This is a genomic window from Alkalihalobacillus bogoriensis ATCC BAA-922 (assembly GCF_000621445.1).
In the GTDB taxonomy this organism is placed as follows: Bacteria; Bacillota; Bacilli; order Bacillales; family Bacillaceae_F; genus Bacillus_AO; species Bacillus_AO bogoriense.
On record NZ_JHYI01000014.1, the window covers coordinates 112,854 to 136,887 of the forward strand.

The 24,034-nt window shown below is 37.5% G+C and carries 16 protein-coding genes; 12 read left to right on the forward strand and 4 right to left on the reverse strand.

Going from position 1 to position 24,034, the window contains the following annotated elements; genetic code table 11:
* The first annotated feature begins 157 nt into the window (after positions 1-157).
* The 4 genes from T323_RS0107235 (at position 158) to T323_RS0107250 (ending at position 6,814) form a co-directional block, all read left to right on the forward strand.
* Positions 158-598 (forward strand): MarR family winged helix-turn-helix transcriptional regulator, encoded by a 441-nt coding sequence (locus T323_RS0107235; protein WP_035178024.1) that lies wholly within the window; start codon positions 158-160, stop codon positions 596-598.
* Between the two features lie 420 nt (positions 599-1,018).
* Positions 1,019-2,479, forward strand: coding sequence for an alanine/glycine:cation symporter family protein (locus tag T323_RS0107240; RefSeq protein WP_026672674.1), 1,461 nt, complete (start codon positions 1,019-1,021; stop codon positions 2,477-2,479).
* 788 nt (positions 2,480-3,267) lie between these two features.
* Positions 3,268-4,998 carry an ABC transporter ATP-binding protein gene (locus tag T323_RS0107245; protein ID WP_026672675.1) on the forward strand — a complete coding sequence of 577 codons (1,731 nt, stop codon included), beginning with the start codon at positions 3,268-3,270 and terminating at the stop codon, positions 4,996-4,998.
* The gene (locus tag T323_RS0107250; protein ID WP_026672676.1) at positions 4,988-6,814 is read left to right on the forward strand and encodes an ABC transporter ATP-binding protein; all 1,827 of its coding nucleotides are present in this window, start codon (positions 4,988-4,990) and stop codon (positions 6,812-6,814) included. Before T323_RS0107245 ends, T323_RS0107250 begins: the two co-directional genes overlap by 11 nt.
* Here the strand turns inward: T323_RS0107250 and T323_RS29540 are convergent.
* Positions 6,811-6,933 carry a hypothetical protein gene (locus T323_RS29540; RefSeq protein ID WP_281175726.1) on the reverse strand — a complete coding sequence of 41 codons (123 nt, stop codon included), beginning with the start codon at positions 6,931-6,933 and terminating at the stop codon, positions 6,811-6,813. The two genes, T323_RS0107250 and T323_RS29540, sit on opposite strands and share 4 nt — an antisense overlap.
* Positions 6,934-7,092: 159 nt before the next feature.
* Between T323_RS29540 and T323_RS0107260 the strand changes: the two genes are divergently transcribed.
* A complete protein-coding gene (locus T323_RS0107260) occupies positions 7,093-8,433 on the forward strand; it encodes an oligosaccharide flippase family protein (RefSeq protein WP_026672677.1) in 1,341 nt (446 codons plus the stop codon).
* Positions 8,434-8,757: 324 nt separating this feature from the next.
* Positions 8,758-9,741, forward strand: a complete 984-nt coding sequence (locus tag T323_RS0107270; protein ID WP_026672678.1) for an aldo/keto reductase — start codon at positions 8,758-8,760, stop codon at positions 9,739-9,741.
* Positions 9,742-9,787: 46 nt separating this feature from the next.
* On the opposite strand, the gene T323_RS28315 is transcribed toward T323_RS0107270, so the two are convergent.
* Together T323_RS28315 and T323_RS0107285 are read right to left on the reverse strand one after the other, a co-directional pair.
* Positions 9,788-9,925 (reverse strand): YflJ family protein, encoded by a 138-nt coding sequence (locus T323_RS28315; protein WP_084309177.1) that lies wholly within the window; start codon positions 9,923-9,925, stop codon positions 9,788-9,790.
* Positions 9,926-10,288: 363 nt separating this feature from the next.
* Positions 10,289-10,525: a hypothetical protein gene (locus T323_RS0107285; protein WP_026672680.1), complete on the reverse strand. Its 237-nt coding sequence runs from the start codon at positions 10,523-10,525 to the stop codon at positions 10,289-10,291.
* A 151-nt stretch (positions 10,526-10,676) separates the two neighbouring features.
* On the opposite strand from T323_RS0107285, the gene T323_RS0107290 reads away from it, so the two are divergent.
* Positions 10,677-11,156: a glutathione peroxidase gene (locus T323_RS0107290; protein WP_026672681.1), complete on the forward strand. Its 480-nt coding sequence runs from the start codon at positions 10,677-10,679 to the stop codon at positions 11,154-11,156.
* Positions 11,157-11,161: 5 nt separating this feature from the next.
* Positions 11,162-11,596: a MarR family winged helix-turn-helix transcriptional regulator gene (locus T323_RS0107295; protein WP_026672682.1), complete on the forward strand. Its 435-nt coding sequence runs from the start codon at positions 11,162-11,164 to the stop codon at positions 11,594-11,596.
* A 45-nt stretch (positions 11,597-11,641) separates the two neighbouring features.
* On the opposite strand, the gene T323_RS0107300 is transcribed toward T323_RS0107295, so the two are convergent.
* Positions 11,642-11,827: an alpha/beta-type small acid-soluble spore protein gene (locus tag T323_RS0107300; protein WP_026672683.1), complete on the reverse strand. Its 186-nt coding sequence runs from the start codon at positions 11,825-11,827 to the stop codon at positions 11,642-11,644.
* Between the two features lie 211 nt (positions 11,828-12,038).
* Between T323_RS0107300 and addB the strand changes: the two genes are divergently transcribed.
* From addB to T323_RS0107320, 4 genes are read left to right on the forward strand one after another with little or no spacing between them, the layout of a single operon-like run.
* Entirely contained in the window at positions 12,039-15,545 is a 3,507-nt protein-coding gene (addB, locus tag T323_RS0107305) for a helicase-exonuclease AddAB subunit AddB (protein ID WP_026672684.1), read from the forward strand.
* On the forward strand, positions 15,529-19,239 hold the full coding sequence (gene addA / locus T323_RS0107310; protein WP_026672685.1) for a helicase-exonuclease AddAB subunit AddA: 3,711 nt from the start codon (positions 15,529-15,531) through the stop codon (positions 19,237-19,239). The genes addB and addA overlap by 17 nt, the downstream gene beginning before the upstream one ends.
* Positions 19,240-19,252: 13 nt before the next feature.
* Positions 19,253-20,425, forward strand: coding sequence for an exonuclease SbcCD subunit D (locus tag T323_RS0107315; protein WP_026672686.1), 1,173 nt, complete (start codon positions 19,253-19,255; stop codon positions 20,423-20,425).
* On the forward strand, positions 20,422-23,823 hold the full coding sequence (locus tag T323_RS0107320; RefSeq protein WP_026672687.1) for an SbcC/MukB-like Walker B domain-containing protein: 3,402 nt from the start codon (positions 20,422-20,424) through the stop codon (positions 23,821-23,823). Before T323_RS0107315 ends, T323_RS0107320 begins: the two co-directional genes overlap by 4 nt.
* The last annotated feature ends 211 nt before the right edge of the window (positions 23,824-24,034 follow it).

A 24,034-nucleotide genomic window follows, 5' to 3' on the forward strand; every position in this document is an offset into this window, starting at 1 on the left:
CCTTACAATATGCGTACAATTATCTATATAATAATTATATTTCGACAAAATTTAATAAATCCCTCTTTTTAACTAGGATGATAGAATGATAAAATTCGACTTGAATAGTCATATAAGAATCGAGTACGATGGAAGAAAAGAATGAGAGTTGACGAGTATGGACTATCGTGATTATAAATTAGAAAAATCTATTGGTCATCAAATCGCTAGAACTGGGCGATTGGTTACGAACCGGTTAAATACAAACTTTAAAAATGAAAATTACCCAGTTACGCATGAACAATGGGCAATTATGATTCGCTTATGGGAAGAAGACGGATTAACGCAAAATCGACTTGCAGAACTGACACATAAAGATAACCCATGTATATCGAGGTTAATAAACAATCTTGAAAAAAGAGAATTGGTAAAAAGAACAACTCATCCAGTTGATGGGAGAACGAAAATCATTTATTTAACGGAAAAAGGGAAAAAAATGCAAATTGGTTTAATTCAACAAGCGCAAAAAACTGTTGAACAAATATCAGATGGAATTGCACCAGATGAGTTGGCTACTTTTTTACGGGTGTTAACCAAAATACAAGGAAATTTAACATAACAACAACTAGCGTATTTAGCGTCGTTGTTGTTTTTTTTCTTTTTGTGCATATATACGGGGAAGTGGATATGAGCCATTCATTTTGTTTATGGTTTGCGACGTCTACCTTAGAAAAAAGCAGCTGAAGTGTTCAAGGGGGGATTATTTCTTAATCAATGACATATCTATTCTATAGTAGGTGTATATATATAGGAAGGAAAAAAGCAGAACAAACAGATTGAAAACGCTTTCTTAAATAAAAATAGTATATAAGTCCTGATGGAGTTGATGTACCAATGTTTTATATGTCGTTTCTGTGAACAAATAACCTTACTTCGAGTATGTTAAAAAAAGTCAATCTTGTAGTATTACATATTTTCACATATAATGCTATTTGAATATATAATAAATTCAAAAAATTTAAAAAGGGGGAAAGGTAATATGTTAGAATTCGCAAATTGGCTCAACGGTTTACTGTGGAGCGATGTCATGATTTATTTTTGTTTAGGCGTAGGACTTTTATTTTCTATTCTAACGCGTTTTCTTCAACTTAGACACTTCAAAGAAATGATTAAGCTTATTTTCAAAGGGAAAAGTTCGTCAGCGGGTATTTCATCATTTCAAGCGTTATCACTAGCTTTATCAGGCCGTGTAGGAACTGGTAACATCGCTGGGGTAGCGACAGCGATTGCGCTAGGGGGACCGGGTGCTATCTTCTGGATGTGGGTCATTGCCTTTATCGGTTCAGCAAGTGCATTTGTTGAGTCAGCCCTTGGTCAAGTATATAAAGAAAAACAAGATGGTCAATATCGTGGGGGACCGGCTTATTATATTGAAAAAGGAATTGGCTGGAAATGGTTTGCTGTCATTTTTGCTGTAGCGACAGTATTAGCATTAAGCTTATTAATGCCTGGTATTCAGTCTAATGCGATTGCAACATCTGTTGAAGGTGCTTTTAACGCGCCAACATGGGTAACAGGACTTATCATTATTTCCATTGTTGGTGTCATTATTTTTGGTGGTATTAAATGGATTGCGAACGTAGCTCAAGTCGTTGTTCCATTTATGGCGATTGCTTATATGATTTTCGCGCTTATTATTATTGCTGTTAACATTGGGCAAATTCCAGCTGTTATTTCTTTAATTGTTTCTAGTGCGTTTGGAGTTCATGCTGCCTTAGGTGGTATCATCGGGATGGCGATTAAGTGGGGTGTCATGCGTGGGGTATTCTCTAATGAGGCTGGGCAAGGAACAGGGCCACATGCAGCAGCAGCAGCAGAAGTTTCTCATCCAGCCAAACAAGGGTTAGTTCAATCGTTTTCTGTTTATGTGGATACATTACTTGTTTGTACAGCTACAGCATTTATGATTTTATTAACTGGTATGTACAATGTCGTTGACCCTTCTGGCGAAGGAACATTCATTTACCAATATTTAGCGAATGTTGATGCAGGTCCACTCTACACACAAGCAGCGATTGATACAGTATTCCCTGGATTCGGTCCTGCATTTATTGCACTTGCTTTATTCTTCTTTGCTTTCACTACAATTATGGCATATTATTATATGGCTGAAACAAATGTCGCTTATTTATTTAAAAATGCAAGCTTCAACAAAATTGCAATGTTTGTCTTAAAAATTGTTTTACTTGTTGCGGTATTCCAAGGAGCTGTTCGTGAAGCTGATCTAGCTTGGGCACTAGGGGAAGTCGGTTTAGGTTTAATGGTATGGTTAAATTTAATTGCGATTTTAATCTTAGCAAAACCAGCATTACGTGTGTTAAAAGATTACGAGCAACAGAAGAAGCAAGGGTTAGACCCTACATTTGATCCAGTTAAACTAGGCATTAAAAATGCAACGTTCTGGGAAGAAGAACAAAAGAAAAAAGATGAATCTGCTTAATCTAAATTAATGACAAGGTTGGTTTGAGAAAGGACACTTTCTCTACCAACCTTTTTTAAAAATAAGAAAGCTTATAAAAATTTTGATGTAGCAGTTAAGCTTAGAAAGCTTATTCTAGAAGAGAGAGGGCACCGCACTTCGTTTGAAACAAAAAGACGATCCAACGTTTTTCTTAACGGAGGGGCGTTTTGTGTGTTATAGGGTTCTATTAGACAAAACGAGCGTAAAATAGGAGAGAAGTGTCTAATAGGAAGATTCTATTAGACAAAACGAGTGAAAATTAGCAGAGAAGCTTTCTATCAGCTATGTTTGTTTAGTGTGTTATGAAAAGGAAAAGATACTTTTGATGTGGTAAGAGATTTTGGTTTAACGGACGGTAGCGAACCGATGACACCACCAATGTTTTCCTGTGAAACTTGTGGAGGAGAAATGTATCCTGAGTGTTATAAACGGTACCGCTTTCAAATTTGCAGGAAACAAAAAAGGACTGAGTGAGGTGGGTTTCCTCACTCAGTTTTTCTTAATAGATAAGAATGCAGTGAAGCTTTAAAAGCTTATTTAAGAAGAGCGAAGGCTGCACACCTGCGCGTTTCACCTCAAGAAGAGCACTTGTGGTTCACTGTCAAAAGCGGGCAGGGCTCCGCACTTCGCTTGAAACGAAAAGACGCTCTGCGTTTTTCTTATGCAGTAAAGAGATTCAAATTAATTCTAAAGTCGAAAGATTTCATGTAAAATAGAAATGAAAGAATATTCTTACATAATTTGCAAAAATGATGCTGGGGGAACACATGAAAACGGTTTTTTCATTTCTTAAACCTTATCGATGGGCAGCTTATGTTGCTTTATTTTTAATGCTTGTTGAACTTGCAGTTGAGTTGTGGCAGCCATTGCTTATGGCCAAAATTATTGATGACGGCATTTTACAAGAGGATATGACTGTCGTAATAACATGGGGCAGTGTAATGATAGGAATTTCCTTACTTGCCTTTGCAGCAGGGATAACAAACTCTTTCTTTGCTGCTCATGTGAGTCAAAGCTATAGTTTTGATACGAGACAAAGTATGTTTAAAAAAGTACAGGCTTTTTCTTTTGCAAACTTTAATTCTATTCCAACTTCTTCCCTCATTACTCGAATGACAAATGATGTGACCCAAGTACAAAATACGGTTTTTATGAGCTTGAGAATTATGCTCCGGGCGCCTCTACTTGTTGTTGGTGGTTTAATTATGGCGTTGTTGGTAAATGTAACGTTAGCTCTTGTTTTAGCGATTGCAGTGCCTCTGCTTTTATTATTTCTTGTTGGTGTTTTGAAAAAAGGGGGAGGTTTATTCCGCCTTGTCCAAGAAAAGCTCGACAATGTTAACCGTGTTATGAGAGAAAATTTAGCAGGAATCAAGTTAATTAAAGCTTTTGTAAGAAGGAAGCAAGAATATAAACGTTTTCACCATTCAAGTGAACAGTTAATGGATAAAACGATTATGGCACTTCGGACAATTGAGTTTACGATGCCTGTTCTGTTGCTTGTCATGAATGTGAGCATTCTTGTTATTTTATGGTATGGGAATATCCAAGTTACCAGTGGTTCCATTCAAGTTGGTGAAGTTGTAGCCATCGTGAACTATGCCACTCGAATAACAGGTGCATTTACGATGTTTTCGATGATTATTATGATATTTTCTCGTGCAAAAGCGTCAGCAAAAAGAATTGAAGATGTTTTACAAACAGAAGTTGATTTAGTCGATTCTTCCAATGCGATTGACCCTAGTGGAGCAGTTGAAGGAAATATTGAGTTTTCTAATGTTTCTTTTACCTATCCGAATACTGACGCTAAAGTATTGCAAAAAATATCGTTCAAAGCAATTAGTGGCAGTACGATTGCGATATTAGGAGCAACAGGAGCTGGAAAAACATCGTTAGTTCAACTTATCCCGCGCTTATATGATGTTGATTCAGGTTCTGTTTTAATTGATGGTCATGATGTTCGTATGATGAAAGCAGACATGTTACGAAAAGAAATTGGCTATGTTCCGCAAGAATCAATGCTTTTTACTGGAACAATCCGTGAAAACCTATTGTGGGGTAAAGAACATGCAACAAACGAAGATATTATAAGAGCAGCTCAAGATGCTCAAATCCACGAGACTATCATGAAGTTTCCGATGCAATATGAAACAAAAATTGGTCAAAAAGGGGTTAATTTATCAGGAGGGCAAAAGCAAAGATTGTCGATTGCAAGAGCTTTGCTTCGTAAACCAAAAATCCTTTTGCTCGATGATAGTACAAGTGCACTTGATTTAAAAACAGAAGCACGACTGCTTGATGCGTTAGGACAATATCGCTGCACAACTTTTATTATCACACAAAAAATTATGACTGCTAAAGAAGCAGACCTCATTTTGCTTTTAGACGATGGAATATTATTAGAACAAGGAAGTCATCATGAATTGTTAGCGATATCAAGTTTGTACCGAAAAATTGTCGCTTCACAATTTGGGGAGGAGAATATGAATGAGCTTTAACCAATTGCGAGATCCTTTCCGATATGAAAAAATTCCACTAGAAAGTAAGGACCAAATCGAAAAAAAAGAAATAAAAGTACGAAACTGGTATGGGACAATTAAACGAATTTGGCGGTATTTAGCAACAGATAAAAAAAGACTAATCCTTGTCCTGCTTATGGTAATCGTAAGCTCTGGTTTAGGTTTATTAGGACCTTTTTTAATTGGGATGGCGATTGATGAATATATTGTCAATGTCAATACAGGCATGGGGAGTTTATTACTAGCTCTTTTGTGTGCATTTCTATTTCATTCACTATCGATATTACTTCAAAACTATTGGATGATTGGCATCGCGCAAAAAACTGTATTTTCCATGAGACAAGACTTATTTCAACACCTGCATACATTACCGATTTCATTTTTTGATAAACGCCAGCATGGAGAATTAATGAGTCGAATTACAAATGATATCGAAAATGTAAGTTCGACATTAAATAGTTCTGTTATCCAAATCTTTTCAAGTATTTTAACACTCGTTGGTATGGTCACGGTAATGGTTATAATAAGTCCTTTGCTAACAGTTATTACATTAACAGTGATTCCGTTTATGTTCTACGGATTAAAGTGGATAACAAAAAGAACAGGGAAATTATTTAAAGAACAGCAAAGAAACGTTGGTCAATTAAATGGGTTTATTGAGGAAACGTTATCAGGTCAAAAAATTGTAAAAACATTTTCGCAAGAGAAAAAAGTAATGTCTGTTTTCAAAGAGAAAAGTGCTCAATTAAAGGTATCTGGCTTTTGGGCGCAAACCTTTTCTGGGTTTATCCCTAAGTTAATGAACGTTTTAAACAACTTGAATTTTGCGTTAATAGCAGGAGTTGGAGGCTTACTTGCATTGAATGGGATGCTAACAATTGGAGCGATTGTCATTTTTGCTGAATATTCAAGGCAGTTTACAAGACCGTTGAATGATTTGGCAAACCAATTTAATACATTATTGTCTGCAGTGGCAGGAGCAGAGCGGGTATTTGATATTATCGATGAAAAAGAAGAGGAATGGGATGAGTCGAAAGCAAAACCGTTGCAGAATGTACATGGAAATGTTCAATTTAAAAATGTTACTTTCTCTTATGAGGAAGATGAACAAACACTGTCTAACGTTAGTTTTTCTGTGAAAAAAGGAGAAACGGTCGCTTTTGTTGGTCCGACTGGAGCAGGAAAAACGACGATTTTAAATATACTATCTCGGTTTTATGATGCTGACAGTGGTGAAATTTATATTGACGGTCATGAAATTAAAACGATTCAACGTTCAAGTTTAAGAGAGCATATGGGGTTTGTGTTACAAGATCCATTTTTGTTTGAAGACACGATTTTTGAGAACATTCGCTATGGCCGCTTAACGGCAACAGACGAGGAAGTTGTCCATGCGGCTCAATTAGCAAACGCCCATTCCTTCATATCAAGGTTGCCAAATCAGTATAATACGGTACTTTCGCAAGAAGGGACTGGAATTAGTCAAGGCCAGCGTCAGCTCCTTTCGATAGCAAGAGCGATTCTTGCTAATCCATCGATTTTAATTTTAGATGAAGCGACAAGCAGCATTGATACAGTAACAGAAATTAAAATTCAAGAAGCACTTCAAGTATTAATGGAAGGAAGAACAAGCTTTGTTATTGCTCACCGGCTGAATACGATTCAGCAAGCAGACCAGATTATTGTCCTTGATAATGGGGAACTTGTAGAGTCAGGAACACATACATCATTAATTGAAAAACAAGGATACTATTATGATTTATTTCAAACACAAATTAAGCAAGGAATAAGTTAATGCTCTTTCGGTTTGTTTTTTTTGATTTTCGATTGTTTACTCATTTGTATATAAGTTATTCCCACGCACAATGTAGCGATAAAGGAACATGTATATTGGGCAATTTTCATCCAGTCCATGTAAATCCCTCCTTCACTTAACCTCCCACGGGGAATAAAAATCATGCAGAGAATAGAGTTTTCTCTAAGATTTATGAAGCTTGTTGCTATGTTCTTTTAATAATTTTATAACTTGTCTCATATCTATAAAAGAAAGAGAGTATGGATGGGAGAGACAAGATGAATAAATTTTTGAAAGGAACATTGTTGCTCGTTGTAGCGGCTTTCATTGGGGAATGTTTAGAGTTTCTCATCAATATGATATTAGCTAGAGAATTAGGGGAAGAAGGATTAGGGTTATTTATGTCGATTCTTCCTTCCATTATTCTTCTCGTTGTGTTAACGACATTAGAATTGCCAATTTCAATCTCGAAATTTATCGCAGAGAAAGATAAATCGTATCACCAAAGTATGTTACGCCATACCATTGTTTTTACACTTTTGCTAACGGTAGGGTTTGTGATATTAGCGAGTCTTATTTTACCGATGATACCGGTGTTTGATAAATTCCACCCCTTTACCCGATGGCTTCTCGTCTTGCTTATACCGATTGCCACTTTTTCAGCAATAGCAAAAGGGTATTTTATGGGTGCGCAACATATGGGGAAAATCGCGTTTGCAAGTTTTTTAAGAAAGGCAGCACAACTCGCCATTCTTGTTGTTATTTTTCAAATATTTGAGTTTGAGTTAGAGACCGCGATCTTAATAGCAATTTGTTCCTTAATAGGAAGTGAGTTTGTTGTTCTTCTCTATGTAGTTACGATGTTTGTTCTTCAAATGAAAACAATCAAAACACATTCTAAAGGTTCAATTAGTGGAAAAACAGTAAGAGAACAGCTTCTTGCAGTATCGATTCCGACAACAGGAGTACGTATATTCCATGCGGTTACTTTTGCGATTAAGCCATTTTTAATTAAGGCCGCCTTATTGCAAGCGGGGTTAACAGAGGCTGTTGCGATGGCCCAGTATGGAAAATTAGCTGGAGTCGCATTTACAATAGGATTTTTTCCTGCCTTTATAGCACACTCATTACTTATCGTTTTAATTCCTACAGTATCAGAGGCATATGCGAAAAATGATTTTTTTCGATTACAAAGCTTACTTAGAAAAGTGATGTTATTTACGTGTGTGTATGGTTTCCCTGCTGTCTTTGTTTTTTATTATTTTGCTGAACCATTAACTAGTTTATTTTTTGAAAACTCACCTGCGATCGCTTATTTAAAGCTGCTTTGTCCATATTTTCTATTTCACTTTTTTGTTATTCCGATGCAAGCTTATTTAATCGGGCTTGGGTTAGTTAAGGACGCATTTTTACATTCAGTTTGGTCGACTCTAATTTCCTTTACATTAATGTTTGTCTTAGGGTCAATGGAGCAATTGCAAATGGAAGGAATTATTATTGGAATGAATATGGGCGCCGTTTTATTAACGATGATGCATTATTTAACAATTTGTAAAAAAATCGGATTGTCACCTAAATTGCTTCCCGTTATCAAACATGAAAAAAGAAACGTCCTGTAACAGGACGTTTCTAGTACGTTTATGTTTATGAATTAGTAGATTGTATTTCTTGTTTCGCCTCTTCTAGCATCTGGTTAATAGTTTCAATATATTCTTGTAAACTCATTCTAGTCTCCTCCTTAAAATGAATTACTATAGTTAAATGATTGCCAGCTTGAAAGTATGATAAACATAAATCTACTAAATTAAGAAAAAAGTCATGGTTACTAGACTTGAGCATAAATGTATCAAAGATTGAAATGAGGCGAGTCGTTTTGTTTGCGGTGCATTCTTGTCTATAATGGAGATTGAAAAGCTTTATTTAATGTTTAGGAGTGATAATAGGTGAACTATCGTCAATTAGGAAATACAGAGTTAAAGGTAAGTGAGTTAAGTTTTGGGACTTGGGCCATAGGGGGTGCATGGGGAAATACAAATGATGAAGAATCATTACGTGGGTTACACCGAGCGATGGATGCAGGAGTGAACTTTTTTGATACAGCCGATGTATACGGAGATGGCCATAGTGAGGAACTGTTAGCGAAAGCAACAAAAGGAAAAGAAGATTCAATCCATATAGCTACGAAGTTTTGTCGGGCAGGCGATATTTTTGATCCAAAAACGTATTCAGAACAATCGGTTAGAGCATTTTGTGAAGCGAGTTTAAAGCGTTTACAACGTGAAAGTATCGATTTATTCCAAATCCACTGCGCTCCTTTTGAAATTTTAAAGCAAGGTGAGGTGTTTGAAGTGTTGGACAAGCTCCAACAAGAAGGGAAAATCCGCTATTACGGTGTTAGTGTAGAAACGGTAGAAGAAGGACTCTTTTGTTTAACAAAGACAAATGTCAAAGCCCTACAAGTCATTTATAATTTGTTTCGGCAAAAACCAAAACATGAATTATTCCCAAAAGCAAAAGAAAATGGGGTTGGGATTTTAACTCGTGTACCACTTGCAAGTGGATTGTTGACAGGAAAGTTTACGAAAGCAACTCATTTTGAATCAGATGACCATCGCAATTTTAACCGAGATGGAGAAGCCTTTAATGTAGGAGAAACATTTGCAGGGCTGGAATTTAATAAAGGAGTAGAGTTAAGCCAGCAATTACAATGGATCGCGGAAGGTCGAGGCAATATGACGAGAGCAGCCTTACGTTGGATTTTAGATGAAGAAACGATTACATGTGCAATTCCAGGCTTTAAAACAGTGAAACAAGTTGAAGATAATTTAGAAGCATGCCATGTTCCTTCATTTACAAAAGAAGAACTCGTGAAAATTGAAAGCTTCTATAAAGAAAACGTAAAAGATCAAATTCGTGGTCCGTATTAATGACAGTAAAACCAGCTATGAGTTATACTCATAGCTGGTTTTTTCACTATACCGTTTTCTTATTATGATGGTATAAGTTAGCTAATACATGTGATTTGTACTTTTCAATTTTTTTGCCATCGATGTAGCGGATTCCTCTGTCTTTAAGTTGTTGTACGTACCATCCTTTACTACCGATATGCATCTCATCATCCCCTTTAGATTTTGTTTCGATGCTCATTGTAGCATTTGGACAAATTATGAAAAAAGGTTTTTTTTGAGATAGCTTTTAAGGTGCCGATTATATTCCGGATGTATAGTGTTTACGGACGTATGTTCCGCTATTGTTATTGGAAGAATGGATTGTCAGATATTAAAGGACACTGGTTCCTTTATTGGAGGAAAACAAGGTGGTTTTAAGGCGATTTCTAACGAAGTAACGGAACGTATGTCCGATAAGGATGAAAAAAAGCTACTTTTTCCTAGAATAGCGGAATATATGTCCTTAGCGATTAGGTAGATGTGTAAACAAGCCCCCCCTAATAAGGGGGGAAATTAATAGAGGCTTTTAATGACTCTCATCTTCCTTACCTTTATTGAGGAAAAAATCAATGCAGCTGTATAATGCAAACAAGACAAGAGTAGACATTAAAAAGCCGAGGTAAAATCCAATTTGTGGTGCGCCTTGGAATAAAAACATATGAACAAATCCGATAATCGCTGCTAACACAAGCAAGAGATAGGCAATCATATACGACTTCTTATTTTCATTAAATCGAGCAATAAATTCTCGAATCTCATTCATGAATATCACTCCTTTACTACGTGTTTCTTTTATTGTACTCAAAAAAAATGAACTATGCTTGAAAATTTCTATTTTATCGTTCTTTTCTTGCAAATAAAAATAGATTTTGTATAATTAAATTGCGCACAATTTAATTATAGGAGTGGTCGAAATGTCGATTTATGAATATTCCGTTCAATTAAGCAATGGTGAAGAGCTATCAATGAAACATTATAAAGGAAAAGTATTACTTATTGTGAACACGGCAACGAAATGTGGGTTAGCTCCTCAATTTAATGAGTTGCAGTCGTTATATGAGAAATATAATGAGGATGGCTTTACCGTATTAGCTTTTCCGAGTAATCAGTTTATGAATCAAGAACCAGGAACAGATGAAGAAGTGCAAGAAGCATGTTCATTAAATTTTGGAGTAACGTTTCCTATATTCAAAAAAATAGACGTGAACGGAAAAGAGACACATCCTTTGTTTCAGTATTTAAAACAGGAAACAAAAGGACTTGTTTCTTCTGCGATAAAATGGAATTTCACAAAATTTCTAATTGATAAGGAAGGCAAAGTTGTTTCACGGTATTCACCAACAACAACGCCTGAAAAAATTGAAGGAGATATTCAGCGACTTTTGAAGGGGTAACTCAAATGGATCAAACGTTATTATTACAAAATCAAATTTGTTTTAAACTATATGCATGTACAAGAGAAATGACAAAATTATATGCCCCGTTGTTACAACCATTAGGCGTAACGTATTCTCAATATTTAGTATTACTTGTGTTATGGGAACATGAAAAACTTAGTGTAAAAAGCATTGGCGAAAAGCTGTTTCTGGATTCAGGAACGTTAACACCGATGTTAAAGCGAATGGAAGAAAAAGGGCTTATTTCCCGAGTTCGCTCTGAAAAGGATGAACGAATAGTCGAGATTATGTTAACAAATAATGGTCAACAATTAAAGCACCAAGCTTGTGATATTCCAGAAAGAATCGTCCAAGAAGCGGGAGAACATGAAGCATTAGCATCATTATTGAAGGAATTGCAGATTGTATTGACAAAGGTAAATATGGAAAACGCGTAGATGGGAAATCTACGCGTTTTTGTGAGCCAGGGGGATGTATTTGGATTAAAGTTGTTGTTGAGCCATACGTACTAGGCGCTTCGTAATTTCGCCTCCTACTGAACCATTGGAGCGAGCTGTTGTTTCTGCACCTAACTGAACACCAAATTCTTGTGCGATTTCATATTTCATTTGGTCTAATGCTTGTTGTACGCCTGGAACTAATAGTTCGTTGTTGTTGTTTTGTGCCACGCTGTCTCACCTCCTTATGTAATTGGTCTTAGTATATATAGTTTGTAAAAAAACTATACAAGTTGTACATTGGAAATTTTTTCTTCAAATAGAACTTATATATTCTGTACCCAATTGAAATCAGGGCAAGTTATACCCTTTTAGCAGAATTCCTATGATAAAATAAGGGAATTGGAATGAAAGAATTCGTTACATAAAGGAGGCGAACGATATGAGTCTTCAATTTCTCATTGGTCGTTCAGGAACAGGGAAGACAACGCATTGCTTAGAAGAAATAAAAACAAAGCTTATTTCAGATCCACTAGGTTCTCCTGTCATTTATCTTGTTCCTGACCAAATGACATTCCAGTCTGAATATAAATTAGTTCAGTCACCAGATATTAATGGGATGCTTCGCGCGCAAGTGTTTAGCTTTACTCGTTTAGCATGGCGTGTGCTTCAAGAAACAGGTGGGTTATCTCGCTATCATATTGAACAAACAGGTGTTCATATGATGCTTAGAAAAATTGTCGAACATGAAAAGGACCAATTCAAAGTATTTAGCAAAGCTGCAGATACGAATGGTTTTATTAAGCAACTTGAAGAAATGGTAGCTGAATGGAAACGATATGCGATTACTCCTGACATGTTATTAATGAATCGAGAAAGGATTCTTAGTCAAGGAGAACTTAAACCATATGAAAAAGTGTTAGCAGATAAATTATATGATTTTTACATCATTACTAAACAGTTTGAGGAGCAGCTAGAAGGAAAATATGTTGATTCCGAAGATTATTTAACGCTTTTAACAGAGAAAATACCTTTTTCTTCTTATATTGAAGAAAGTGAAATTTATATAGATGGATTTCATAGTTTTACTCCTCAAGAGCTTTATGTTCTTGGTGCGTTAATGAAGAAAGCAAAGAAAGTAACTATCGCTTTGACGATTGACCAAGTATATGAGCATGACATGCCACATGAATTAGATTTGTTTCATATGACTGCAAAAACATATAAACAATTAATATATATTGCAGAGCAAAACAATTGTGAACTAGAAAAGCCGATTCTTTTTTCTGAATCGTTTCGTTATAAAAGCCCAGCTATTGCTCATCTTGAACAGCATTTTGATGCAAGACCAGCTGTTCCGTTTTCCGGTGAAAGTGATGTTTCGGTACTAACAGCTGTTCATCGCAGAGCAGAAGTAGAAGGAGTCGCACGTACCATTCTCAAGCTAGTGCGAGAGGACCACTATCGTTTTCGCGATATCGCTTTACTCATTCGTAATAGTGAGGAGTATCATCATTTAATTGAAACGATTTTCAAAGATTATGAGATTCCCGTGTTCCTTGACCAAAAAAAATCGATGTTAAACCATCCGGTCGTAGAGTTCATGCGGTCCATCCTTGACATTTTCCAAGGGAATTGGCGATATGAGGCTGTCTTTCGTTGTTTGAAAACGGACTTATTATTAAATGGTCCAATTGATAACCGAGTTAGGGAAACGATCGATGTACTTGAAAACTATGTATTGGCATACGGTATCCAAGGTCATCGATGGTATGATGATAACCGCTGGAAATATCGACGCTTTCAAGCTATTGATGAGAATGAAGCAGTAAAAACCGATGACGAAGAGAAAATGGAGTCAAGGTTAAATGAGTTAAGACAAGTCATCGTACAGCCAGTGAGAAAGCTAGAAAAGAAATTGATGAAAAAAAATACGGTTCAAGCGAAATGTGAAGCGTTCTACTTATTTTTAGAGGAAGTGAATCTTCCTGCAAAACTTGAACAACTACGTGAAAAAGCGGTAGAAGAAGGACAAGTAGAAGCTGCTCGTGAGCATGATCAAGTGTGGAATTCTGTTGTTGGGTTATTTGATCAAATTGTTGAAATGGTTGGAGAAGAAACAATGTCTTTTGGTTTATTCAAGACGATGTTAGACACTGGTTTTGAAAGTATGACATTTGCAATTGTCCCACCGGCGATTGACCAAGTACTCGTTGCTAGTATGGAACGGTCCCGTTTTTCAGATATACAAACGACGTTTATATTAGGAGTAAATGATGGTGTGATTCCTGCTAAGCCGAAAGAAGAGGGCGTGTTATCAGAACAAGAACGAGACTGGTTTGACAAATTAGGAATGCCATTAGCACCTGGCAGTCGGCAACAATTACTTGATGAAGCTTTCTTGATTTATTTAGCCATGACAAGCCCAGCCAAGAAGTTATATTTATCTTATCCACTTGCAGATGAAGAAGGAAAAACTCTTCTTCCCTCAAATGTCATTAAACGAATGGAAGATGTCATACCTTCTGTCACGAAAGAGTTTATTATTAATGAACCAAATGAAGTAGCAGAAGAGCACCAGCTTGATTTCGTTTCCAACCCGACAAAAACCTTGTCGTTTTTGTCTTACCAACTTCAAGCTTGGAAAAAAGGATATCCGATTTCGACTGTTTGGTGGGATGTCTATAACTGGTATGTTGAACATGAACAGACATCGAGGGCAAAAGCCGTGTTATCAAGCTTATTTTATAAAAATGAAGCGAAGAAACTGGCAGCAAGTACAAGCCGTGCGCTTTACGGTGACCATATAAAAACAAGTGTATCTCGCATGGAGAAATATGAAAGCTGTGCTTTTTCACAGTTTGCATCACATGGTCTCAAGCTAAAAGAACGGGAACTATTTCGCCTAGAAGCTCCTGACGTAGGAACACTATTTCATGCAGCATTAAAAATGGTAGCAGACCATCTAAGACAAGAAGGGATACATTGGGGACAATTATCGAAAGAGCAATGCGAACAATTGGCGAAATTGATGGTCGGACGATTAGCCCCAAAAATTCAACGGGAAATTCTGTTAAGTACAAATCGTTATCAATATATTACGAGAAAATTAGAGCAGGTCGTTGGACGGGCATCGATCATTCTTCGTGACCATGCAAAGGTGAGTGGGTTTTCTCCAGTTGGATTGGAAGTAGGGTTTGGACCGAGCGAACCGTTACCACCGATTCGATTTACATTGCCGAATGGCTGTACGATGGAATTAATCGGACGAATCGATCGTGTTGACAGAGCCGACGTTGAGTCAGGTACATTACTTCGAATTATTGATTATAAATCAAGTCAAAAGGCGTTACGACTTGATGAAGTGTATTATGGATTAACGCTACAAATGTTAGTTTATTTAGATGTTGTGCTGACATTTGCCAAGCAGTGGATCGGGACAGAGGCATTACCAGCGGGAGTATTGTATTTCCATGTACACAATCCATTGATTCAGTCTTCTAGTGCGATGTCAATTGAGAAAATTGAAGAAGAGATTTTCAAGTCATTTAAAATGAAAGGTTTGCTTTTAGCGAACGAGACATCGATAAGAGAAATGGACCATACACTTGAAACAGGTCACTCTGATATTATCCCTATAGGATTAAAAAAGGATGGAAGCTTTTATAGTAATTCATCTGTTGTATCGGCAGAACAATTTGACGAAGTAAGACAGTATTTACGAAAGAAAATGATTCATATAGGTGAGCGGTTAACGGATGGGGTCATTGATATTAACCCGTATAAGCTTAAAAAGCAAACACCATGTACGTTTTGCGAATATCGTTCTCTTTGTCAGTTTGATACAGTGGAAACAAATGATTTTCGTGTATTGATTCCTCAAAAACAAGACGAGATACTAGAAATGATGCGCACTGAAGGAAGTGATCATAGTGAAAATAGCAGATAAACCAGCCGGTAGTCAGTGGACGGACGAGCAATGGCAAGCCATTGATGCGTCAGGAAACAATATATTAGTTGCCGCAGCAGCGGGAAGTGGAAAAACAGCCGTACTAGTAGAACGAATTATTCGAAAGGTTACGAATAAAGAAAACCCGATAGATGTTGACCGACTGCTCATTGCTACGTTTACGAATGCGGCAGCAAGTGAAATGCGAAAACGAATTGGAGAAGCGATTGAAAAAGAGCTTGTTCGCCAACCGTCATCGCTACATTTGCGCCGACAACTTTCTTTATTAAATAGAGCGAATATCTCGACATTACATTCATTTTGTATGGAAGTCATCCGTCAATATTACTATAACATTGACATTGATCCAGCATTTCGAATTGCCGATGATACAGAAGCGGAATTGCTAAGAGAAGAAGTCATGGAGCAATTGTTTGAAGAGGAATATGGAAAACAAGACAATGATGCTTTCTATGATGTCGTTGATCGATATAGTAGTGATCGGAGCGACCTTGAACTCCAAGTTCTCATCAGAAGATTATATGACTTTTCAAGGGCACATCCTTCACCAGCAACATGGTTATTACAATTGCGAGAGAATTATCATATTCCGGCGGATACAGCAATCGACGAGCTTCCTTGGACAAAAGATTTAATGGAAGACCTACAGCTTCAACTTGCTGGCTGTATTGCCATGATAAAACAAGGCTTAGAAATAACGAAACAGCCTGGTGGGCCAGACGCGTATGCCCAAAACTTTGATGATGATCTACAAATGATTGAAAAACTTCAACAAGCAAACTCGTGGGATGCGCGATATGAGCAATTTGCCGACTTGAAGTTCTCGACCTTAAAACGAATAAAAAAAGATGATGCTGTTGATAGCTTTTTACAAGAAAAAGCGAAACAACTTCGTGAAAAAGTAAAAAAACGAATTGGGAAACTTCAAAAAGAGTTGTTTCGTCGGTCTCCAGATGCTTTTATAAAAGATATCCAAGAAATGGCGCCGATAGTAACAACATTAGTTGACCTTGTCCTTACGTTTTCCCAACGTTACCAAGAGGTGAAAAAAGAAAAAGGTCTCGTTGACTTTGCAGACCTTGAGCATTTTGCTTTAAATATTCTTGCTAAACCAACGGAAACAGGCAAATATGAGCCAACAGAGGCGGCGTTAGATTATCAGGAGAAATTTACTGAAGTTCTTGTAGATGAGTACCAAGATACAAATTTAGTGCAAGAAACGATTTTACGCCTTGTCACAAAAGAAAATAACATGTTTATGGTTGGGGATGTGAAACAAAGTATTTACCGATTCCGTTTAGCTGAACCAGGATTGTTTTTGCATAAATATAAAGACTTTGTAAAATTTGGTGATGGTTCGGGATGGAAAATTGATTTAGCTCGAAATTTCAGAAGTCGGGCAGAAGTACTTGATGCAACAAACTTTATTTTCCGACAAACAATGGATGAAGAAGTTGGAGAAATTGCTTATGATGACGATGCGGAATTAAAGCTCGGGGCGGCTTATCCTGATTATGAAAATACGAAAACAGAGCTACTGCTTGTCAACAAAGGAGAACCAGTCACCGATTCTTCAGTTGATGAAGATGATGTTGTTATCGATGAGGAAGAAGAACTTGAAACAGCGCAATTAGAATCTCGATTTATTGCTAAGCAAATTAAGGAACTTATCGAATCGTCTCATCAAGTGTATGACCATAAGTTAGGGCAATTTCGAAACATTGCCTATCGGGATATTGTCATTTTAATGAGGTCGATGCCTTGGGCACAAACGATGACAGAGGAATTTAAACAATACGGTATTCCTGTTTATGCCGATTTAGCTTCAGGTTATTTTGAAGCAACTGAAGTGTCTGTCATGATGTCTCTATTAAAAGTCATCGATAACCCGTATCAAGACATTCCATTTGCATCCGTATTACGTTCCCCTATTGTTGGACTAGATGAAGAACAGCTTGCCCAAATTCGCGTGGAAAAACCGAAAGGACTTTACTATGAAGCATTTTGCAAAGCTCTTCAAACTTTTCCAAATGGGAAAACAAAAGAAACATTGCAACAATTTGCACATCAACTTCAAACGTGGCGGACTCTCGCAAGACAAGGGTCATTATCACAGTTGATCTGGCAGTTGTATCGAGACACAGGCTACTATGATTTTGTTGGGGGAATTGCGGCTGGTAAACAAAGACAAGCTAATCTTCGTGCTTTATATGAGCGTGCTAGAAGATATGAAGAAACATCATTTCGTGGGTTATTTCGCTTCTTGCGGTTTATTGAGCGAATGCAAGAGCGTGGTGATGATTTAGGTACCGCAAGAGCATTAGGAGAACAAGAAGATGTTGTACGGATGATGACGATTCATAAAAGTAAAGGACTAGAGTTTCCGGTTGTTTTTGTTGCGGGGTTAGCGAAGCCATTTAATATGATGGATATGCGCAGTAAAGTATTATTACACAAAGAACTCGGTTTTGGCTCGAAATACATTCATCCGAAGTTACGAATTACGTATCCGAGCTTACCTCAACTAGCAATGAAAAAGCGAATGCATCATGAAATGATAGCAGAAGAAATGCGAGTGCTATATGTTGCATTAACACGAGCGAAAGAAAAGCTATACCTAGTAGGGACGGTAAAAGACGCCCAAAAAGCGTTAGCAAAATGGAGTATATATGGGACACACGAGCAATGGTTGTTACCAGCTTATGACAGAATTGAAGCGACATGTTATTTAGATTGGGTTGGACCAGCCGTTATGAGACACAAGGATGCGGTATCTTTTGTAGAAGAAGAAGGTGGCTATGGCCCTGTATATGAAGATACTTCAAGGTGGAGTGTTTCAATTATAGAAAAGCAACAGTTAGTTGGAACGATTCAGGATGATATCGAAAAAGATCAAACATTTTTACAAGCAATTTCTGCATGGGAACAAGTAGAATCGACAGGTGAAGATAAAGGTGAAGTTAAGAAACGTCTGGAATATAAATATCCTCATCATCTTTCTACCATCTCTCGTTCAAAGCAATCGGTAACCGAGATTAAACGAGATCGTTCGATTGGAGAGGAGCATCAAGAAATTCCAGGGTTTAAAGCAACGTTAGCAGACCGTCCAAGATTTCTGCAACAACAATCACTCACGCCAGCTGAAAAAGGAACAGCGATGCACCTTGTCATGCAGCACGTACCGCTCAATCAAGAGATAACAATAGAGTCAGTGAAAAACTTGCTTGACCGTATGGTTCATCATGAGTTGCTAACTGAACAACAAGCTTCTATTATTGAACCAGAAGCGATTGTTGAATTTTTTGAAAGTGAAATCGGCAAACGGTTGTTAACAGCTTCTTTTATCCGTCGTGAAATTCCGTTTAGTTTTTCATTGCCCGCACACGAAGCGTATAAAGAGTGGCCGGTAGAACAAGAAGAAACGGTTCTTGTCCAAGGGGTTATTGATTGTTTATTTAAAGATAAATTTGGCGTTGTTTTACTAGATTATAAGACAGATGCCATTACAACTAGATTTAAAGGCGGGTTTGCTGAAGCAGAGCTGATTTTAAAAGAACGATACCAAGTTCAAATTGAGCTGTATTCAAAGGCATTAGAAGGAATTGTCAAAGAGCCGATTACGGAAAAGTATTTGTTCTTTTTTGATGGAAGTCATTTGGTTGAAATGAAATAGAAGGAGTGGTTTCATGCGAATTTTGCATACGGCAGATTGGCATTTGGGACGGACGTTAGAGGGAAGAAGTCGTCTTGAGGAACAAGCACAATTTTTAGATGAACTACACGAGATTGTGTTACGCGAACAAGTAGATGTTGTATTAATGGCTGGGGATGTATTTGATACAGTCAATCCGCCTGCTGCAGCGGAACAACTTTTCTATGAAAGTATGGCTCGAATCTCCAATAAAGGAAAGTGCCCAATCGTAGTTATTGCCGGTAACCATGATAATCCAGACCGTCTTACGGCTTCTTCACCATTAGCTTTAGAACAAAATATTACGATTATTGGCTATCCTTTATCTACCATTGTTAAAGTTCCAATTATCCGGACAAAAGAAGAATTACGGGTAGCTGCTTTAGCTTATCCTTCAGAATCGCGTTTAAATGAAGTATTAGCTGATTCTGTTGATGAGGTGCTTTTACGAGATGAGTATGACAAGCGTGTTCGTTATCTCTTATCTAAAATGGCCGAACAATTTTCAAAAGAAGCGGTAAATGTAGCAATGAGCCATATTTATGTTGCGGGGAGTGATTCAACAGAATCAGAGCGTCCGATTGAAGTAGGTGGAGCTTATACTGTTCGGTCTACGAGCTTGCCAGAGTTAGCCCAATATGTTGCGCTTGGTCATCTTCATCGTCCACAAGATGTGAAAAAAGCGCCAACAATAGCAAGATATTCTGGTTCGCCAATTGCCTTTAGTTTTTCAGAAGCAGGTTATGCAAAATCCGTTTCAATTGTTGATGTTGAACCTGGAAAACCGGCGACTGTATCTGAAATCTATTTATCAAGTGGGAAACCGCTTGTACGTTGGAAAGCGGAAAACGGGATTGCAGAAGTATATGAGTGGCTAGATGAAGGAAAAGACACAAATGCCTGGGTTGATCTTGAAGTTCATGTGGATCATAGTTTATCGATTGAAGAAATTCATCGGCTCAGAAAGCTTCATTCAGGTTTTATTCATATTCGCCCTGTTTATAAAGAAATGGACAAGCAGGTTAAAGTGGCATCGTCTAATGTTCCATTGGATGAAATGTTTACGAGATTTTATAAAAAACAAACCGGTGGAGCAGTACCAGAACAAGATGTTATTCGATTGTTTTTGGAACTTGTGAATGAACAAGTAGAGGAGGATGTGAAATGAAGCCGATCCAACTCAAAGTAGCAGGCCTTCATAGTTTTCGTGAGGAACAAACGATTGATTTCACAAAACTATGTGAAGGCGGTGTTTTTGGGATATTTGGTCCTACCGGTAGTGGGAAATCGTCATTATTGGATGCGATGACACTTGCTCTTTACGGAAAAGTCGAACGTGCGACAAACAATACACAAGGGATTATGAACCATGCTGAAGATCTGGTGTTTGTTTCTTTTACATTTGAACTAAGTAATCAAGAAGGAGCAAAACGATTCCAGGTTGAACGGAGCTTTAAGCGAACTGGAGATAACACGGTGAAAACAGCGCATTGTCGTTTTGTTGAAAAACAAGAAGAGACGATTGTGTTAGCAGATAAAACAAATGAAGTTAATCAAGCGGTCCAAGATTTATTAGGTCTTTCTATAGATGATTTTACGAGAGCTGTTGTGTTACCACAAGGGAAGTTTGCTGAATTTCTATCACTGAAAGGAACAGAGCGTCGTCAAATGTTACAGCGCTTATTTCACCTTGAAAAATATGGGGATGAATTGCATCTGAAATTACGAAGTCGACTGCAGCGTTCTCAAAATGAGCGAAATGAAATTCAAGCAGAACAAGCAGGACTTGGTGATGCTTCAAAAGAAGCGCTAGAGGAGGCAATGAAACGCTCTGAAGATTGCGAGAAAAAAGTTCAGGAAAGTCAAGAAGCATTAAAGGATGCAGAAAAAACGTTGGAGCACACCAGAAAAATATGGGAGTGGCAATCTGAAAAACAACAAGCTTTGATACAGCGTAAACAACTTGAACAAGAAAGCTCCTTAATTGAAACATATAAACAAACAATAGCTCTTCATGAACAAGCGAGTCGGCTATTTCCATATGTCGAAGAGCTGAAAGAAAGTGAACAAAAGAAAGTCGATTGGACACGCAAGTTTGAACATGCCCAAACGCAAGAGCAGCATATAGCAAGAGTGTATGAGGGAAAAGAAGAAGCCTATGGAAAAGCAAAAACAGCACGTGAACAAAATGAGCCTATATGGCTTGTGAAGCAAGAGCAATTCACGAGAGCTCTTGAACTAACACAATGGATGGCGCAAGAACAGAAACAAGTAGACGAAAGTCAAGAAGCGGTAAAAGCAGTTCAGCATAAGCTTAAAAATACTGAAGAACAAATCGAGAAAGAAACACAAATCAAGGCAAAAGGTGAACAGAGGCAAAATGAATTACAGCAACAGCTAACTGAACTTGCGATTTCAACTGATGAACGCGATCAAATGTATGAAGCAATCGATGGAAAAAAGACGTTGGATCAACTCTTGAAACGGCAGTCTGACCTAGAAACAGAATATAAAGAAAAACGAGAACAGTTGCGAATCGAAGAAGATAAAGAAAACGAATGGAAAACGAAACTAGAAGCGGGAAAAGAAAAAATCGTTCAATTGTTTTTCAAAACCGATTCCCTTTTTCAAGTGGTATGTGCTACCGAAAGAAAATTGGAGCAGTTTGCTTCTGTCGCAAAGCTATGCTTTGAAAATGAAAAAAGGAAGGTAGAAGAACAAAAAGTTCACCATTTGGCTTTGCAATTATCAGAGCAATTAAAACCAGGACAACCATGTCCTGTTTGTGGCTCAGAGGAGCATCAAAACAAAAGTAGGGAATCCGAACCGTTAGTTGTAAATGAACAAAAGCAACAGCATTTAGAACAATGGCAACGGGATGTTATCGAGTGGCAGCATCAAGTGAAACAAGGAAAGTGGCAATTAGAACGCATCTCAGAAGATATAATGAACGATGTTTCTAACGACGAGATTGATCTCCCAGCAGCGACTGTTGATGTAGAGAAAGAAGCTGCACACCAATTGACGTATGAAGAATTAGAGGGACAAAGAAGGACGATTGAGTCCGAAATGAAAAATATAATGAACAATGTTGCTGAGATCGATAAAGTTGTCAAAGCAGAAATTATGAACTATCGGCAAGCGACAGAAAAAAGAAAACAATTTCATGTGATTGGAAATGAAAGAAAGCAAGAACTCCAATCCATTGCAGAAAAAGGAAAAGAAAACGCAGAAAAAATAAAGAGAGAACGAACGCGTTGGGAAGAGACGTTTCCGCTTTTTTCTTTGGCTACTCTACAAGAGGCTTTTGAAAAAATGAAGGAAACAGAAAGACAAGCTGAAGATGTCAAAAAAAGATTGGAAGCTAGTATTCCGTTTTTAGAACAAAAGGAAAAAGATATTCAACGATTGTTTGATGCAAGAAACGAGCTATCCCGGGAAGAAGCTAGTCTCGTTTCACAAGTCGAACAAATGGAGAAAGCACTGCAGCAAAAGCAAAGCCAACTCGAAAGCATCGTTGGTGACCAAGATCCAAACGAGCTTTTGGTAGAAGTGAAACAGCAACTAAAGCAATTAAAAGTCGGGGAAGAAATTGCATATAAAGAATATGAAAAAGTAAGACAACAGTGGCAAGAGGCGAAACAACAATATGCGATTGCTAAAGAAGCTAAAACTGAAGCTGTTATAAGATATGAACATGCTTTAAAAAAATGGCATGAGCGACAGGCAGATAGTTCTTTTGCAACAGCTGAAAGTGTAGTAAATGCGATTTTGCCGATTGATGAATCAAATCAAATTATTGAAAAAATTGAAACGTACACGGATAAAGTAAAACAAGTTTATCATACAATCGAGAAGCTGGATGAGGCACTTCAAGGGCGTACGATCACAGAGGAAGAATGGTACAAACAAAATGAGTTAGTTCATGAAGGAAAAGAAGCTTTGCATAAAGCAAGAGAAGAAAAAGGTGCGGCGATTGAAGCGGTAAAAGAGCTTTCTCAAAAACATGAACGATACACAAAATTAGAAACACGAAGAGAAGAATTAAACAAAAAAATTGAAACGTACGGGAAATTACAAACCGTTATGCGAGGAAATGCGTTTGTTGAATTTATGGCAGAAGAGCAACTCGTTCAAGTAAGTCGAGAAGCGTCAGAACGATTGCTCGTTTTAACAAGAGGGCGTTATGCGATAGAAGTTGATTCGGCTGGAGGTTTTATCATTCGTGATGATGCGAACGGCGGCATTAAACGTCCTGTTACATCTTTGTCTGGGGGCGAAACATTCCTCACTTCACTTGCCTTAGCACTTTCATTATCATCATCCATTCAATTAAGGGGGCAGTTTCCTTTAGAATTTTTCTTTCTTGATGAAGGTTTTGGAACGCTTGACCAAGATTTATTGGATACGGTTGTCACGTCTTTAGAAAAGCTTCACACATCTAAATTATCTGTCGGTATTATTAGCCACGTTCCAGAACTGCAAGCTAGATTACCAAGAAAACTAATGGTAACGCCGGCAGAACCAAGTGGGAAAGGAAGCGCGGTTTCAATGGAATCAATGTAAGAATAAGTGTCGCAAAGTCAGGTAGAGATTTTGTGACACTTATTGTTTGTTTAGGTGACTTGGAGGTATGGTGTAACGACCACTCTAACGGACATCCGTTCCCCTATTTCAAGAAAAAATAACGTTTCTTAAATTCATACGGACATTGGTTCCGTTAAATATAGAAAATAAGGGGGATTTGTTATATGTTTTGGTACAATAACGGAACAGA